General features: G+C 60.3%; 17 protein-coding genes and 1 pseudogene. 9 read left to right on the forward strand and 9 right to left on the reverse strand.

What is annotated here, in order from left to right; all coding sequences use genetic code 11:
• Positions 1-206 precede the first annotated feature (206 nt).
• A complete protein-coding gene (locus ACQZ5G_RS10685; RefSeq protein WP_174058226.1) occupies positions 207-1,262 on the forward strand; it encodes a D-alanyl-D-alanine carboxypeptidase family protein in 1,056 nt (351 codons plus the stop codon).
• Between the two features lie 192 nt (positions 1,263-1,454).
• Complete coding sequence (locus ACQZ5G_RS10690) at positions 1,455-2,609, forward strand: CobW family GTP-binding protein (protein WP_448737721.1); 1,155 nt, start codon at positions 1,455-1,457, stop codon at positions 2,607-2,609.
• A gap of 241 nt (positions 2,610-2,850) precedes the next feature.
• On the opposite strand, the gene ACQZ5G_RS10695 is transcribed toward ACQZ5G_RS10690, so the two are convergent.
• The 5 genes from ACQZ5G_RS10695 to ACQZ5G_RS10715 form a co-directional block, all read right to left on the reverse strand.
• Positions 2,851-3,087, reverse strand: a complete 237-nt coding sequence (locus ACQZ5G_RS10695; protein ID WP_142780652.1) for a sulfurtransferase TusA family protein — start codon at positions 3,085-3,087, stop codon at positions 2,851-2,853.
• Positions 3,084-4,382 carry a L,D-transpeptidase family protein gene (locus tag ACQZ5G_RS10700; protein ID WP_448737720.1) on the reverse strand — a complete coding sequence of 433 codons (1,299 nt, stop codon included), beginning with the start codon at positions 4,380-4,382 and terminating at the stop codon, positions 3,084-3,086. The genes ACQZ5G_RS10695 and ACQZ5G_RS10700 overlap by 4 nt, the downstream gene beginning before the upstream one ends.
• 191 nt (positions 4,383-4,573) lie before the next feature.
• A complete protein-coding gene (locus ACQZ5G_RS10705; RefSeq protein WP_059755539.1) occupies positions 4,574-5,527 on the reverse strand; it encodes an acetyl-CoA carboxylase carboxyltransferase subunit alpha in 954 nt (317 codons plus the stop codon).
• 62 nt (positions 5,528-5,589) lie between these two features.
• Positions 5,590-6,585 carry a site-specific tyrosine recombinase XerD gene (xerD, locus tag ACQZ5G_RS10710; RefSeq protein ID WP_448737719.1) on the reverse strand — a complete coding sequence of 332 codons (996 nt, stop codon included), beginning with the start codon at positions 6,583-6,585 and terminating at the stop codon, positions 5,590-5,592.
• Entirely contained in the window at positions 6,582-6,755 is a 174-nt protein-coding gene (locus ACQZ5G_RS10715) for a histidine kinase (protein WP_448728478.1), read from the reverse strand. Before ACQZ5G_RS10715 ends, xerD begins: the two co-directional genes overlap by 4 nt.
• A gap of 188 nt (positions 6,756-6,943) precedes the next feature.
• Here ACQZ5G_RS10715 and ACQZ5G_RS10720 point away from each other — a divergent pair, with 188 nt between their 5' ends.
• Both ACQZ5G_RS10720 and aroB read left to right on the forward strand, forming a co-directional pair.
• Positions 6,944-7,525: a shikimate kinase gene (locus tag ACQZ5G_RS10720; RefSeq protein WP_035262338.1), complete on the forward strand. Its 582-nt coding sequence runs from the start codon at positions 6,944-6,946 to the stop codon at positions 7,523-7,525.
• Between the two features lie 5 nt (positions 7,526-7,530).
• Positions 7,531-8,664: a 3-dehydroquinate synthase gene (aroB, locus tag ACQZ5G_RS10725; RefSeq protein ID WP_080838074.1), complete on the forward strand. Its 1,134-nt coding sequence runs from the start codon at positions 7,531-7,533 to the stop codon at positions 8,662-8,664.
• A gap of 25 nt (positions 8,665-8,689) precedes the next feature.
• Here the strand turns inward: aroB and ACQZ5G_RS10730 are convergent, their stop codons facing one another.
• Positions 8,690-8,971 carry a BolA family protein gene (locus ACQZ5G_RS10730; RefSeq protein ID WP_065656776.1) on the reverse strand — a complete coding sequence of 94 codons (282 nt, stop codon included), beginning with the start codon at positions 8,969-8,971 and terminating at the stop codon, positions 8,690-8,692.
• Positions 8,972-9,085: 114 nt separating this feature from the next.
• Here ACQZ5G_RS10730 and ACQZ5G_RS10735 point away from each other — a divergent pair, with 114 nt between their 5' ends.
• The 4 genes from ACQZ5G_RS10735 (at position 9,086) to ACQZ5G_RS10750 (ending at position 13,806) form a co-directional block, all read left to right on the forward strand.
• Positions 9,086-9,721 carry a J domain-containing protein gene (locus ACQZ5G_RS10735; protein ID WP_003523292.1) on the forward strand — a complete coding sequence of 212 codons (636 nt, stop codon included), beginning with the start codon at positions 9,086-9,088 and terminating at the stop codon, positions 9,719-9,721.
• Positions 9,722-9,789: 68 nt separating this feature from the next.
• On the forward strand, positions 9,790-10,779 hold the full coding sequence (cobS, locus tag ACQZ5G_RS10740; RefSeq protein WP_003523293.1) for a cobaltochelatase subunit CobS: 990 nt from the start codon (positions 9,790-9,792) through the stop codon (positions 10,777-10,779).
• A 107-nt stretch (positions 10,780-10,886) separates the two neighbouring features.
• On the forward strand, positions 10,887-12,791 hold the full coding sequence (gene cobT / locus ACQZ5G_RS10745) for a cobaltochelatase subunit CobT (RefSeq protein WP_448737896.1): 1,905 nt from the start codon (positions 10,887-10,889) through the stop codon (positions 12,789-12,791).
• 37 nt (positions 12,792-12,828) lie between these two features.
• Positions 12,829-13,806: an esterase-like activity of phytase family protein gene (locus tag ACQZ5G_RS10750; protein WP_448737895.1), complete on the forward strand. Its 978-nt coding sequence runs from the start codon at positions 12,829-12,831 to the stop codon at positions 13,804-13,806.
• 2 nt (positions 13,807-13,808) lie between these two features.
• Here the strand turns inward: ACQZ5G_RS10750 and ACQZ5G_RS10755 are convergent.
• The 3 genes and pseudogenes from ACQZ5G_RS10755 to rpmB form a co-directional block, all read right to left on the reverse strand.
• Positions 13,809-14,146: pseudogene (locus ACQZ5G_RS10755) on the reverse strand (pentapeptide repeat-containing protein).
• Positions 14,147-14,236: 90 nt separating this feature from the next.
• Complete coding sequence (locus tag ACQZ5G_RS10760) at positions 14,237-14,881, reverse strand: queuosine precursor transporter (RefSeq protein ID WP_080857445.1); 645 nt, start codon at positions 14,879-14,881, stop codon at positions 14,237-14,239.
• A gap of 162 nt (positions 14,882-15,043) precedes the next feature.
• On the reverse strand, positions 15,044-15,334 hold the full coding sequence (gene rpmB / locus ACQZ5G_RS10765; RefSeq protein ID WP_003509888.1) for a 50S ribosomal protein L28: 291 nt from the start codon (positions 15,332-15,334) through the stop codon (positions 15,044-15,046).
• Between the two features lie 252 nt (positions 15,335-15,586).
• On the opposite strand from rpmB, the gene ACQZ5G_RS10770 reads away from it, so the two are divergent.
• Positions 15,587-16,360 carry a DUF3108 domain-containing protein gene (locus ACQZ5G_RS10770; protein WP_003523301.1) on the forward strand — a complete coding sequence of 258 codons (774 nt, stop codon included), beginning with the start codon at positions 15,587-15,589 and terminating at the stop codon, positions 16,358-16,360.
• Positions 16,361-16,365: the final 5 nt, after the last annotated feature.

Here is a 16,365-nt window from a genome sequence, read left to right on the forward strand (position 1 = left end):
TCGGTGCGGCGTGTCGTAAAAATCCTATCCTCCGTGGTGGATAGTGCGCCGCATAATTGACGTAATCAATGTACTTTGCCATTGCTAGGACATATATGGTGAATATTGCCATTCCCCGACCGAAGACGGGAATTCGAGGACAAGCCTTGCCACAGACTTTTAAATCGCCAAACGCCGCCAGACGGCTTTCCGCAGCCGTTGCCATCATGACCGCAGGCCTCGTTGCCGCAGCACCCGTGGCAAATGCCAATCCGAAAATGGTGGTCGATGTCAAAACCGGCAAGGTGATTTCCCATCAGGAAGCCTTCCGCAAGTGGTATCCCGCTTCGCTCACCAAGCTGATGACCGCCTATATCGCCTTTTCGCAGATGAAGGCCGGCAAGATCAGCCCGCAGACGGAAGTGGTGATGAGCAAGAAGGCCGCCGATCAGCCGGCCTCGAAAATGTATTTCAAGCCCGGCCAGAAGCTGACGATGGATAGCGCTTTGAAGCTACTGCTCATCAAATCCGCCAATGACATCGCGGTGGCGATTGCCGAGACCATCGGCGGCACCAGCGACAATTTCGTCGCGCAGATGAACGCGCAGGCGCAGCGGCTGGGCATGAGCTCCACCCGTTACATCAACGCCAATGGCCTGCCCGGCAAGGGACAATATACGACCGCCCGGGATCTGGCGCTGCTGGCGCTGATCATCAAACGCGAGTTTCCGGAATATGCCCATTATTTCTCGCTGGAAGGCGTCAGCACCGGCAAGAAGAACTACGCCAATTTCAACATGCTGGTCGGCCGTTTCGATGGCGCGGATGGCATGAAGACCGGCTTCATCTGCGCCTCCGGCTTCAACCAGGTGTCGTCGGCCGTGCGTAATGGCCGCTCGGTCATCACGGTCGTGCTGGGTGCTGACAGCCTTGCCGGACGCACCGATCAGTCGGCCGATCTGTTGCAGATGGGGCTGACGGCGCCCTCGGGCCAAGGCGTTTCGCTCGCCGCGCTGGCGCCCTATGGCGATACCGGCGATGTGAACGACGTCAGCGCCGAAATCTGCAACCCGAAGGCCGCCAAGGTGCGCAGCGAAAGCCGCGACGAGGCTGGCCGCATGGTCATCCATTCGCCCTATGTGCAGGAAATGACCCGGCCGCCGGAATATTCCTTCGCCGGTCTCATTCCGGGCAGCGAGACGGTGGCGGTGAATGCCGCCAAGGGAGCCGGCAAGGGCGAACTCGCGAACGTGCCGATCCCGATCCCGCGTCCGACATTCTGATGATCGGTGACTGCCTCGAGGGAGAGCCTCGCGGTTGCAATGCGCTTTGTGTATTCGCAGGTCGATGATGTTATGATATTACAGTGTCGCTCGCGGCTTCCAGGCGCGGGCGATTTCTTTTAGCTGCAAGCGGCTCCGGGTTTCGTGTCTTCCAGTGACCTGCCGGAGCGGCCATCAACACACAGGCAAGTCATGTCTCGCGATCGCATCCCGGTTTCCATCATCACCGGATTTCTCGGCGCCGGAAAATCGACGCTGCTCAACCGGCTTCTCAAGGATCCGGCGATGAGCGATGCGGCGATCATCATCAACGAATTCGGCGATGTCAGCATCGATCATATGCTGGTCGAAAGTGCTGGTGAAGGCATCATCGAGCTGGCGGAGGGCTGCCTGTGCTGCACGGTGCGCGGCGAGCTGGTGGATACGCTGGCGGAACTGATGGACGGCATTCAGGCAGGCAAGCTGAAGCCGGTAAAACGGGTGGTGATCGAGACCACGGGCCTTGCCGATCCTGCCCCCGTCATGCAGTCGGTCATGGGCAACCCGGTCATCGCGCAGAATTTCGTGCTGAACGGCATGATTACGGTGGTGGATGCCGTGAACGGCCTTTCCACGCTCGACAATCATCAGGAGGCGGTGAAACAGGCCGCCGTGGCTGACCGTCTGGTGATGACCAAGCGCGCGCTTGCCGATGCCGCCACGATTCCCGCGCTGACAGCCCGTCTACAAGCGCTCAATCCGCGCGCGACTATCGAGGATGGCGACAAAACCGAGTGGAACGCTGCGGGGCTTCTCGACAACGGCCTTTACGATGCCGGCAGCAAGAATGCCGATGTCGGCCGCTGGCTGGGCGAAGAGGCGGCACACGATCACCACGATCATGATCATGATCACGGTCACGACCATGGCCATCACCACCATCATGGCGATCACGACGACCACCACCATCATCACGATGTGAGCCGGCACGATGCGTCTATCCGCTCCTTCTCGATCATTCACGATCAGCCGGTCAGCCCGATGGCGATCGACATGTTCGTGGATCTGCTGCGCTCGGCACATGGTGAAAAGCTCCTGCGCATGAAGGCCATCGTCAAGCTGTCGGATAATCCGGCCCGGCCGCTGGTGCTGCATGGGGTGCAGAATATTTTCCACACGCCGGAGCGCCTTGCAGCCTGGCCGGACCCGGCTGATCAGCGCACGCGCATGGTGCTGATTACGAAGGATTTACCGGAGGCTTTCGTGCAGGACCTGTTCGCGGCCTTCACAAGCGCACCGGGCATCGACCGGCCGGACAGGCAGGCGATGACGGATAATCCGCTGGCGGTTTCGGGGTTGCGGTTTTAGGGCGTGTCGTGATGGTCTAGGTCGGCGGGTGTGGTTCACCCCCCTCTGTCCTGCCGGACATCTCCCCCTCAAGGGGGGAGATCGACAAGCGGCTTGCTCCGAACATCTTTATGGGGACAGCAACCCGAAGTGCAGAGCTTGTGAGAAAGCGAGCGGTTGCCGCAACTGATCTCCCCCCTTGAGGGGGAGATGCCCGGCAGGGCAGAGGGGGTAAGCCCGGAGCGTCAGCGTTGAACGCCGGTTACCCGCCCTTCACAATACGAAACCGATGCCCCTTATCCAGCGCAGTGGTTTCCACCAGCCTATGCCCATCCTCATTGCACATATGCGCAATATCGATCACCGCCAGCGGATCGGTCGTCTCGACGGTCAGAACATCTCCCGCCTTCAGGGTTGCGAGTTTCTTGCGGCTTCTCAAAACCGGAAGGGGGCATTTAAGCCCCCTCAAATCATAGACGATCTCGGCCGTGTCGCTCATTCCTTGGCCCAGAACTTCCAGAATGGCTTTTTCTCCGGCGCTTCCGGAGCAGGCGCTGCGGAATAGGCAAGCGGGTTCATGGCCGGAACCGGGATGCTCTGGGCGGCAGCTCCGGTCTGGCCGGCTGCTGCGGGGGCAGCCGAGGCAACCATCGTCGGTGCCGCAGGGGCCGGGTTCGATTGCGGTGCCGTGGCGGGCTGTGCCACCGAAGGGCGCGGGCCGCGCAGGGAAGAGGCGGTTGCGGTCGTGGCCGGTGAGGAAGACGTCACCTGCTGCGCCTTTTTCTCCATCAGCGCGGCATATTCCGTTTCCTTCATCAGCTTGCCGGCCTTCAGCGCCGAGCCGGTCGGGGCATAGGCGGGCTCGCGGCCCTTGCGCTTTTCGGCGACCAGCGCCTTGCGCTCGGCTTCGCTCGGGTCGTACCAGGCCATGCCGTCATATTTCTTCATCGCCTTTTCATAGGCGAGATCGTAGGTCTTCTCGTAGCTCGAAAGCGCGCTGACGAGCGCCGGCGGTGTGCTCATGGCCGGGCATTGGGCGGAGGCGTTGAAGCTGCCGCCTTCGGTCTGCTGGTTGAAGACATATTTCTTCTCGCAGACATTCACTTCCGGCGGGCGCTTCGTCACTTCGAAATTGTCGTAACCGACCTTCAGCATCTTCCAGAATTCGAGATGTTCACTCTGGCGATGGCGGGCCATGTTTTCCGCCGTCATGCGGAACGGGAAGGCCTGCAGCTGCACGGTCTTCTGGCCGCCCTTGAAGGCGTCACGGGCGAAACCGTAGATTTCAAGAATCTGCGCATCCGTCATCGAATAACAGCCGGAGGACGAGCAGGCGCCATGGATCATCAGATTGGTGCCATTGCGGCCATTGGCGGCATCGTAGCGGTTCGGAAAGCCGGTATTGATGGCGAGGTAATATTTCGAGTTCGGATTGAGATGCGCGGGCGTCAGGTTGTAGAAACCTTCCGGCGCCTGCCGGTCGCCTTCTTTCACCTTCGGGCCGAGTTTGCCGGACCATGCGCAAATCTCGTAGCCGGCGATCTTCTCGAAACGGTTGTCGCGCCTGGCTTTCCAGATTTCCAAGGCACCTTCTTCCTTGAAGATGCGGATCATGATCGGCGAGGTGCGGTCCATGCCCCTTTTGTCGATCTCGGCCAGAATGGACGGAGACAGCGGGTAATCGACCTTGTTCTTGACGTGGGAGACGTCGCGCTCAACGGTTTCGAGCGTATCGTTGCAACCGGCAAGAACGAGCGCGGTGCAGGCAAGAAGTGCAAAATGTGTCAAACGCATGATCTGATCCGAAAGACGATGGCACGAAGCGGCGGCAGTTCTACACCGTCCCGTGTGTATTTTAAATACGGTATTAACCGTTTACATCTTCTTAACTCAAATCGGATCCGCCCCGCGGCCGCCGATACATCTTTTGATGTGACCGGACTATGGCCGAGTTGGGGCGATATTCAAGGAAAATAAGGCCGGACTTAAAGGTTCCGGCCGATATCCAGGAATTTCTGGCGGCGTTCGGCGCGCAATTGTGTGCCGGAACGCTGGGAAAGATCGGCCAGAGCCTTGGCGATGACGTCACCGGTTGCACTGATAACGGTTTCCGGGGCGCGATGCGCGCCGCCGATCGGCTCCGGAATGATTCCGTCGATGACGCCGAGCGACTTCAGATCTTCCGAGGTGATCTTCATGTTGGTTGCAGCTTCCTTGGCGCGGGTCGAATCGCGCCAGAGAATGGAAGCGGCACCTTCCGGCGAGATCACCGAATAGATCGCATGTTCGAGCATATAGACGCGGTTGCCGGTGGCGATCGCGATTGCGCCGCCCGAGCCGCCTTCGCCGATGACGACGGAGACGATCGGCACCTTCACGTTGAGGCACATTTCCGTCGAGCGGGCGATGGCTTCGGCCTGACCGCGTTCTTCCGCGCCGACGCCGGGATAGGCGCCTGCCGTATCGATGAGGGTGATCACCGGCAGCGAGAAACGGTCGGCCAGTTCCAGCACGCGGATCGCCTTGCGGTAACCTTCCGGCCGCGGGCTGCCGAAATTATGTTTCAGGCGGCTTTTGGTGTCGTTGCCCTTTTCCTGGCCGATGATGGCGACGGGCTGACCGTTGAAGCGGCCGAGGCCTGCCTGAATGGCGGCGTCTTCGGCAAACTTGCGGTCGCCGGCCAGCGGCGTGAAATCGGTGAACAGCGCCTTGGCGTAATCGACAAAATGCGGACGCTGCGGATGGCGCGCGACCTGCGTTTTCTGCCAGGCGTTGAGCTTGGAATAGATGTCCTGCATCGCGTCGTTGACGCGCGATTCCAGACGGTTGATCTCCTCCGAGGTGTCTATGCTCTCGTCTTCATCGGCAAGCTTCTTCAGCTCGATGATCTTGCCTTCAAGGTCCGAGATAGGTTTTTCGAAGTCGAGATAATTGTGCATGAGATCCGTTTCCGATCGTTTTGCGCAAGGTTTGACCGGATTATCCGGCGGTTCCGGTCGCTCTAATCAAGGTTTTTGCCCTGTTTGGCAAGGGGGTGATGTGTTTGTACCAGCTCTTGCAAGCGTTCTTCCAGCACATGTGTATAGATTTGTGTCGTGGAAATGTCGGAATGGCCGAGCAGTTCCTGTACCGCGCGCAAATCCGCGCCGTTCTGCAGAAGGTGGCTGGCAAAGGCGTGGCGCAGCACATGCGGCGATATCGCAGACGGGGTCAGGCCCGCACGGATGGCGATGTCCTTGAGGTCGCGGGCAAAGACCTGGCGGGGCAGGTGGCCCTCCTTGCCGTTGGAAGGAAACAGCCACGGGCTTTCCGGTGTCTCCGGTTTTTTCTGCGAAGCGGCTACCTTGTTTTTCTCCGATGCGAGCGCCTTTCTGGCAGCCTCGTATTTTTCCATCGCCTCGATGGCGGCGCGGGAAAGAAGAACCATGCGGTCCTTGTTGCCCTTGCCGCGTATCATCAGGAAGCGTCCCTCCTGACGCAGCACCTTGACCGGCAGCGAGACGAGTTCGCTGACACGCATGCCGGTGGCATAAAGAAGTTCGAGCAGCAGATGCATGCGGATGCGGGCAAGCTGGCCGGGACCGGATGTGGCGGCTTCCTGCGCCGCGAGGCTAAGAAGCCTGTTCACATCGGCGACGCTCATCGTTTTCGGTAAGGCGAGACCTTTCCTCGGCGCATCGATGATGCCGGTCGGGTCGTCGCCGCGCAGCCCTTCCGAATAGAGAAAACGATAGAATTGCCGCATGGTGGAGAGACGTCGTGCCTGTGAGGTTGCGGCAAAACCCTGAGCGGAAAGATGGGTCAGATAGGCTGAAAGGTCAGGCGTCTGCGCCTCCGTCAGAGACTGGCCGCGCTGACCGAGAAATTCGCGCAGATCGGAAAGATCGCGCTCATAGGAAGAGAGCGTGTTGGCGGCTGCCCCGCGTTCGGCGCTCATCATTTCCAGAAAACTTTCCAGCCGCGCGCCGTCGCGTCCTGCCGTCGGCTGTCCGCTCATGGCGCGCGCCTTGCCGGTTCGGTCGACGGCGGGTTCAGCCGCTCGGAAGGAATGCGTACCGTCACTTCGCGGTCGCGCGGTTTGACGACCATGACGAGCAGCACCATGCCGCCATAGATCAGCCCCGCGATGGTCGCCAGTATCATCGTGAAGCGGAAGAGGGTGGGCATGGCGGCTCCGTGAAGGTGGCGGTCGAAACGTATATGCGGTGCGGCGAAAGCGGCGACAAGATCAAAATGCCCGCTCCGCCCCGTGCCGCATGCGGCGATGATTGTGATTCACCGCAATTCAGTCAGCAATTTGGCTTGACGCTTCGTAAACATTTGCAGATATCCATGCCAAACGGGCTTTCAAATCTATGAATGAAACGAATTTATCCGTCCCGGCCACACTCGGGGAGCAAGCGCGGGCAAAGCTCGGACGGCGCAACATCGTCTTCGTCGGGCTGATGGGGGCTGGAAAGTCAGCGGTGGGCCGCATGGTCGCCCAGCAGCTCAGGGTGCCGTTCATCGATACGGATGTCGAAATCGAGCGCGTTTCGCGCATGACGATATCCGAACTTTTCGCCACCTATGGCGAAGAAGAATTCCGGGCGCTGGAAACGCGGGTCATCAAGCGGCTGCTGCGCGGCGGCCCCAAGGTCATCTCCACCGGCGGCGGCGCCTTCATCAACGACAATACCCGCCGGCACATCACGCGCGGCGGCATTTCATTGTGGCTGAAGGCCGATCTCGAGGTGTTGTGGGAGAGGGTCAACAAGCGCGATCATCGCCCGCTTCTCAAGACCGAAAACCCCAAGGCCACGCTGGCGGCCCTGATGGAGAAGCGCTATCCGATCTATGCGGAAGCGGATCTGACCATCGAATCCCGCGATGTCCGCAAGGAAATCATCGTGACAGAAGTGCTGGCCGCCATAGCCGGCATCGAACAGAAAGACTGATCCCCATGACGCCTTCCGAAATCCACGCCGATGAACGTCTCGTCCATGTGCCGCTCGGCGAGCGCGCCTATGACATTCTGATCGGGCCGGGCCTGATCGGCCGGGCGGGCGGCGAGATCTCGGCGCGGCTGAAGGGCCGGCGCGCGGCGATCATCACCGATGAACATGTCGCGCCGCTCTACCTCGAAGGCCTGATGGACGGCCTGCAGACGGATGGCATCGAGGCCGTCTCGCTGACCCTGCCGGCCGGCGAAAAGACCAAGAGCTTCGAGCATCTGGTCACTGTCTGCGATGCGGTTCTGGCAGCAAGGGTGGAGCGTAACGATGCGGTGATCGCGCTCGGCGGCGGCGTGATCGGCGATCTCGCCGGTTTTGCAGCGGGCATCGTGCGCCGTGGCGTGCGCTTCGTGCAGATACCGACCTCGCTTCTGGCGCAGGTCGATTCCTCCGTCGGCGGCAAGACCGGCATCAACAGCCGCCATGGCAAGAACCTTATCGGCGTTTTCCATCAGCCCGATCTGGTGCTGGCGGATACGGCCGTGCTCGATACGCTGAGCCCGCGTGAATTCCGCGCCGGTTATGCCGAAGTGGTCAAATATGGCTTGATCGACAAGCCGGACTTCTTCTTCTGGCTGGAAAAGAACTGGGATGACATTCGCACCGGCGGACCCGCCCGCATTCAGGCAATCGCGACAAGCTGCCAGGCGAAAGCCGATGTGGTGGTGGCCGACGAGAAGGAAAACGGCGTGCGCGCCCTTCTGAACCTCGGCCATACATTCGGCCACGCCCTGGAAGCGGCGACCAATTACGACAGCAAGCGGCTGGTGCATGGCGAAGGTGTCGCCATCGGCATGGTGCTGGCGCACCAGTTCTCCGCCCGCCTCAATCTCGCAAGCCCTGATGATGCCGCCCGCGTCGAAGCGCATCTGAAGGCCGTCGGCCTGCCGACGACGATGAAGGATATTCCCGGCGAGTTGCCGCCGGTGGAAACGCTGATGACGGCAATTGCGCAGGACAAGAAGGTCAAGGGCGGCAAGCTCACCTTCATCCTCACCCACGGCATCGGCCAGTCCTTCGTGGCCGATGATGTTGCGGCGTCCGAGGTGCAGTCCTTCCTGTCGGAAAAACATCCGGGTTAAGGCCGCGAGACAAAGGAAGCCGTGCCTAGAACCGCACCGCTTCCCCCGGCGCCGCCGCCTCAATCGCCAGCGCATGCAGGCCGGCATCGAGTTCCGGCTTCAAAAGCGCGTTGATCGCCCGGTGGCGCTCGACGCGAGACTTGCCGGAAAAGCTTTCCGACACTATCTGAACACGCATATGCGTCTCGCCCGTGCCGGTCATATCCGGCTGGTGGCCGGCATGCATCAGGCTTTCATCGACGACCCTCAGGCGCTCCGGTGAAAAGCTTTCCCTAAGCTTCGTTTCTATGCGTTCTCGCAGGGACATGCGACGGGCTCCATTCTCGTTGGCTGGTCTTGAAGGGGGCTACCTAAAAGCCAGCAACATTCCGCTTTGTCAATTCTTGTTGTGCGGCTTTTCGCACCCCATAATCAGGGCATCATGAAACTGGATTCGAAATATTTCGATCGCATCCGCACGCGCCGGAAAAGGGAGAGGGAACCTGAGGTTCAGGCCCCCACCTGCCAGTGGGACGGATGCGACAAGCCGGGTATTCACCGGGCACCCGTCGGCCGCAATGCCGAGGGGCAATTCTTCCTGTTCTGTTTTGAGCACGTGAAGGAATACAACAAGGGCTATAATTATTTTTCCGGCCTGTCCGACAGCGAGATCGCCCGTTACCAGAAGGAAGCGATTACCGGTCATCGCCCGACCTGGACGGTGGGCGTCAACAAGACGGCGCGCGACAGCCCGCTGCACTCCACGCTGCGTTCCGGCACGGCGAGCGGCAATGCCCGTATCCGCGATCCTTTCGGCTTCGCCGGCGGTTTTGCGGGCGGCTCCAGGGCAGGCGGCACCCGCATGCAGCAGGACCGAAAATTGAAGACGCTGGAGGCAAAAGCCTTCGATACGCTCGGTCTTTCTTCCACCGCGAAGCAGGAAGACATAAAAAGGCGCTACAAGGAGCTTGTCAAAAAGCACCATCCTGATGCTAATGGTGGCGATCGTGGTTCGGAAGAGCGTTTTCGGGCTGTTGTTCAAGCATATCAATTGTTAAAGCAGTCAGGTTTCTGCTAAGCCAACTTATGTGTTTACCGCCTGATTGATGATGTGGCCGGGTGGCTGCCGCCCGCCTTGGAGACGTGATGAGCAAAATCGACCTTGATATTTCCAACCTGCCCGACACGACGGTGTCCGTGCGGGAGGTTTTCGGCATTGATACGGATCTGCGGGTTCCCGCCTATTCCCAGGGCGACGCCTATGTGCCTGACCTCGATCCCGACTATCTTTTCGATCGCGACACGACGCTCGCGATCCTTGCCGGTTTTGCTCACAACCGACGTGTCATGGTCTCCGGCTTCCACGGCACGGGTAAATCCACCCATATCGAGCAGGTGGCTGCCCGCCTGAACTGGCCCTGCGTGCGCGTCAACCTCGACAGCCATGTCAGCCGTATCGACCTCGTCGGCAAGGACGCCATCGTCCTGAAAGACGGCAAGCAGGTCACCGAATTCAAGGACGGCATTCTGCCCTGGGCCTACCAGCACAATGTCGCGCTCGTTTTCGACGAATATGATGCCGGTCGCCCGGACGTGATGTTCGTTATCCAGCGCGTGCTGGAATCCTCCGGCCGCCTGACCCTGCTCGACCAGAGCCGCGTCATCCGTCCTCACCCCGCCTTCCGTATTTTTGCAACCGCCAACACGGTCGGCCTCGGCGATACGACCGGCCTTTACCACGGCACGCAGCAGATCAACCAGGCGCAGATGGACCGCTGGTCCATCGTCACCACGCTGAATTACCTGCCGCATGAGCAGGAAGTAAACATCATCGCCGCCAAGGTGAAGAGCTTCGACAATCCGAAGGGCCGTGAAACCGTCTCCAAGATGGTGCGCGTGGCCGATCTCACCCGTTCGGCTTTCATCAATGGCGATCTTTCCACGGTCATGAGCCCGCGTACCGTCATCACCTGGGCGGAAAATGCGGAAATCTTCGGCGATCTCGCCTTTGCCTTCCGCGTGACCTTCCTCAACAAGTGCGACGAGCTGGAGCGCACGCTGGTAGCTGAGCAATATCAGCGGGCCTTCGGAGTCGAGCTGAAGGAAAGCGCTGCGAACATCGTTCTCAGCGCCTGATAGTCCCCGGCTTGTCCGGAGAAGATCACCGATGACTTGAAGACGCCGGTGGGGCGCGCGATCTTCCGATCGCGTGCCGCAGGCGCCGACAAATGACAGGAAAGACAATGGCAGGGCGCGGCGACAATTCCAGAGCGAAACCGGGTACGGCGGTCGATACGGAGCCGTTGCGTCAGGCGATTGCCGGATGCGTGCGATCCGTCGCTGGCGACGCCGAAGTCGAAGTCGTTTTTGCCAATGAGCGGCCGGGCCTTGCCGGTGAGCGCATGCGCCTGCCGGAAATCTCCAAGAAACCGACCGCACAGGAAATCGCGATCACCCGCGGCCTCGGTGATTCCATGGCGCTGCGCCTCGCCTGCCATGACGCCGACACGCATGCGGTGATGTCGCCGCAGGGCGCCGAAGCGCGGCTGATCTTCGACGCGGTTGAACAGGCGCGCGTGGAATCGATCGGCGCGCTGCGCATGCCGGGCATGGCCTCCAACATCCAGGCCATGAACACGGAAAAATACGCCAAGGCCAACTTCGCCGGCATCACCAACAAGGACGACGCGCCGCTCGCCGAAGCCGTGGCGCTTCTGGTGCGCGAGAAGCTGACGGGCGAAAAGCCGCCGGAAAGCGCCGGCAAGGTTGTCGATCTGTGGCGCGATTTCATCGAGGACAAGGCGGCCGGCGACCTCAAGGATCTCTCCAGCGTCATCACCGACCAGAAGGCGTTTTCGCGGCTGGTGCGCAAGATGCTGACCTCCATGCAGATGGCGGAAGATTTCGGCGACGAGGATAACGAGCCTGACAGCCAGGAAGCGGAATCCAACGAGGACCAGCCGCGCACCAACGAGACCGAAGAAGAGCAGGTCGAGGAAGAGGCCGGCTCGGACGCGACGCCTGCCGATGAAAACGAGGCCTCGCAGGAAGAAATGGAAGAAGGCGAGATGGACGGCGCCGAGATGTCGGACGAGGAAATGTCCGACGATCTCGACGAGGATTCCGAGACGCCCGGCGAAACCCGCCGTCCCAACAGCCCCTTCGACGATTTCAACGAGAAGGTCGATTACCGCATCTTCACCCAGGAATTCGACGAGGAAATTCACGCCGAGGAACTGTGCGACGAGGCCGAGCTTGACCGTCTGCGCGCTTTCCTCGACAAGCAGCTCGCTCACCTTCAGGGCGCCGTCGGGCGCTTAGCGAACCGTCTGCAGCGCCGCCTGATGGCGCAGCAGAACCGTTCCTGGGACTTCGATCTGGAAGAGGGCTATCTCGATCCGGCCCGCCTCGTCAGGCTCATTATCGATCCCATGCAGCCGCTTTCCTTCAAGAAGGAGCGCGACACCAAGTTCCGCGATACCGTGGTTTCGCTGGTCATCGACAATTCCGGTTCGATGCGCGGCCGTCCCATTACCGTGGCTGCCACCTGCGCCGATATTCTCGCGCGCACACTGGAGCGCTCGGGTGTGAAGGTGGAGATTCTGGGCTTCACCACCAAGGCCTGGAAGGGCGGACAGTCGCGCGAACAGTGGCTTGCCAATGGCAAGCCGGCGTCGCCGGGCCGTCTCAACGATCTGCGCCATATCATCTACAAATCGGCGGACGCGCCGTGGCGGCGTTCGCGGCGCAATCTCGGTCTGATGATGCGCGAGGGCCTGCTGAAGGAAAATATCGACGGCGAAGCGCTGATGTGGGCGCATAACCGCCTGATCGGCCGCCCCGAGCAGCGCAAGATCATGATGATGATCTCGGATGGTGCGCCGGTGGATGATTCGACCCTGTCGGTCAATCCGGGCAATTATCTGGAGCGGCACCTGCGCGCAGTCATCGAGCAGATCGAAACGCGCTCACCGGTGGAACTGCTGGCAATCGGTATCGGCCACGACGTGACGCGTTATTATCGCCGCGCTGTGACCATCGTGGATGCGGACGAGCTGGCCGGCGCGATGACCGAGCAGCTTGCGGCGCTTTTCGAGGATACGAGCGGCGCTTCCGGTTCGTCCCGCAGGGTTCGCCGTGCGGGATAAGCGGGGCCGGGCTTATTCCGCCTGCAAAACGCTTGCGATGGCCGCCATTCTGGCGGCCGCATCGCTATGTCCGGTTTCCATCGGCGCTTCCACCCTCGATGTGCCGGTAAGCGTGCGTCTGCTCTCCTCTTTCGAAGTCGGCACCAGCGAAAAACGTTTCGGCAAGCTGGAATTTATCGGCGGCATGGTGATGAGCGCGCCGGAAAAGCTGTTCGGGGCGATATCCTCCATCCGTTTCCGCCCCAATGGGGAGGATTTCGTTGCGGTGCTGGATACCGGCCATTGGCTGACGGGCAGGGTCTTGCGTGACGCTCGCGGTGCTTTGTCCGGGCTTGCCGATGCCCGCATCACCCCCATGCTGGACATGAGCGGCCGCGAACCGCCGCGCAAGATGGAGATGGATGCGGAAGGGCTGGCGCTGCGCGACGGCAGGGTTTTCGTCAGTTACGAGCAGCGCCACAGGATCGATATCTATCCCGATCCGGGCTTCGCCACCGCAAAGCCGCTCGACCGCCTGCCATATCTCATCCCCAGCAACGAGTTGCGCCACAATGGCGGCCTGGAGGCTCTCGCGGTATCGCCGGCCGATTCGCCGCTCGCCGGCGCTCTGGTCGTTGTGGCTGAAAAAAGCATCGATACGGACGGCAATCTTCTCGCCGCCATACTGGAAGGTCCGCGCAAGGGCACATTTGCCGTGACGCATCATCCGTCATTCGACGTGACGGACGGCGCGTTCCTGCCCAATGGCGACCTGCTGCTTCTTGAGCGCCGCTTCAACTTCGCCGAAGGTGTGGGCATGCGCATCCGCCGCATCCGTGGCGCCGATATCCGGCCGGGTGCTGTGGTGGATGGCGAAATTCTCATGGAAGCCGGCATGGCCTACCAGATCGACAATATGGAAGGCATGGATGTGGTAAAGGGGCCGGACGGCTCGACGCGCCTCATCATCGTTTCCGATGACAATCACTCGTTCCTCCAGCGCAACCTGATGCTGGAATTCAAGCTGGTGGAGTGAAATCAGGCCTGCTGCTGCTGTGCCGCCTTGTAGGCTGCCATCAGGTCCTCGACGGGAATGCCGTCGATCTTCATGCCGGTCATCCGGCATGACGTTATCTGCGCACCGGACAGGTTTGAGTTGCTCAGTTTCAGACCGGAAAATTGACGTCATCGATCGACCAGCCGGACATGTTGTTATCCGTGAACGACGCGCCTGACAAATTGATATTGTTGAAGCTCGCCCCGGAAAGATTGACATTGTCGAAGACCGTGCCGGATAGATTGACGTCGTTGAAGGTTGAGCCTGAAAGCGTGGCGCTGGCGGCCTCCACGATGTCTATAACGTCCTTGATCTGCATGTCGACCTGCCTCCGCGCTGTGCCACGGACGACAGACTGCAATGCTGACGGCTGGCTTGCAAGCGCGATTTGATCCGCGCTTGCCCGGCCTCAAACGCGGCCCGTTTTGACGGCGCCCGGCATCGGCTTCAGCGTGTTCATCAGCGCGCCGTAGGGCAGGAGCATGACGAGGCCGACGAGAACCTTCACCGAAAGATCACCCAGCGCCCAGGAAATCCAACGGGGCGCTTCCACGGCGAAGACACCGAGAATGGGAGCGTTTTCGATGGCGAAGGCATCGTTGGGGCCGACGAAGGAGAAGCTTGCCGCAAAGGCGATGGAGAAGAACAGGGCCGTATCCAGCACCGATCCCAGCATGGAGCCGGCGAGCGGCGCGTGCCACCAGCGCTGGCGGCGCAGGCGGTTGAAAACGGAAATATCCAGCAGCTGGCCGATCAGATAGGCGGTGCCGGAAGCGACCGCGATACGTGGAATGGATGTCCAGAAGGACAACGTGACCCCGACGACGAAGCCGGCAAGCACGACGCGGCGTGCGATCGAGGGGCCGAACTGGCGGTTGGTCAGGTCCGTGACGAGGAAGGCGATGGGATAGGTGAAGGCGCCCCAGGTCAGAAGGTCGCCCAGATTGACGCCGAACAACGAGCCGGAAAGCGGGTATTGCACCAAAATATTGGACGCGACGACCACCAGTGTCATCAGCAGGACATAGATAAGCGTAAAGCGCAGATAGGGCATTTTTTTATCCTGGGTGATGCCACCAGTTGGAGCCAAGCATCGGAAGAAAACGTCTCAAACGGTTTTCGCAAAACCCGATGCAACTAAAATCTGGAACAAACAAAAGGCTTGAGCGGCAAAGCCATTCAAGCCTTCTGAATTCAGATGATGTCGAAACCGCTATTAAGCAGCTTCGGCCGTCTTCTTGGCGATCTGGCGGCGCAGGAGACGAGCGCGCATGCTCAGTTCGTTTTCGCCGGACTTCAGAAGGAAGGCATCGAGGCCGCCACGGTGTTCAACGGAGCGCAGAGCGGCTGCGGAAACACGCAGGCGGAAACGCTGGCCGAGAGCATCGGAGATCAACGTGACCTGGCAGAGGTTCGGAAGGAACCGGCGCTTGGTCTTGTTGTTGGCGTGGCTGACGTTGTTGCCCGTCTGGACGCCCTTGCCGGTCAATTCGCATACACGGGACATGGGTACACCTATTTCGTTTCGTCTGTTTCACCACTGGCTCGCCACCGGCAAAACCGGGGTGGCAATCCAACTGGCCATGATTGGAAAGTTGCGGTTCTATAGTCAGACGAGACTTAACAGTCAAGCCGCTCGCGATCAAATGAAAGGAAATTCCGGCGTTTTCAACCGGCATCCGCTTTTTTATTGCCACAAGTCAGCGTATATGATCGCCCGATAAGGCCGCTTCCGCGCCTCTTTTAAGGTGATATCGAAATGATTGCCAGAGGAAAAAGCATTTTCGTGGCCGCGACAATAGCGTTAACGGGCGTTTCCCCCTCGCTCGCCGCCGAAGCGCGTCACACAAGCGAATACAGCATCAACCTCGGCATTTTGCCGATTGCCAGGGCAAGTTTCTCGACTCGCATGGATGGACCGAATTATTCGATCTCCGGTTCCTTCAGCGCCGCCGGCCTTGCCAGCATCCTCAAGGATATTTCCGGCAAGACGACCGTTTCCGGCGCCAAGCGCGGCCACCGGCTGCAGGCCAACGAATATTCGCTGGTCTACAAGGACGGCAAGCGGGTGCGCACCTATGACGTTGTCTATCGCAACGGCAACGTCACATCGACGACGGTGAAGCCTGAGCCGAAAGCCCGGCCGGACAACTGGGTGGATGTGAAGGACCGCGACCTGCGCTCGGTTCTCGATCCGATCTCCGGCCTCATCATTCCCGCGGGCGGGCGCATCTGCCCCACTCGCCTGCCGATCTATGACGGCGAATCGCGGCTCGATCTGGTTTTGAGCTCCAGCGGCACCAAGCCGTTCAAGACCAATGGTTTTAACGGCGACGCCATCGTCTGCAAGGCGCGGTATGTGCCGAAGTCGGGTTACAGGCAGGGGCGCAAGGATATCGAATATCTGAAATCCATCTCCATGGAGATCTGGTTCGCCAAGTCGAACAACATGGATGTCTATGCGCCCGTCTATGCCATCATTCCGACCCGGGTGGGGCAGGTTTACATCACCGCCACGAAATACGGCGGCTGAGGCGA

Source organism: Agrobacterium sp. 22-214-1 (assembly GCF_053522465.1).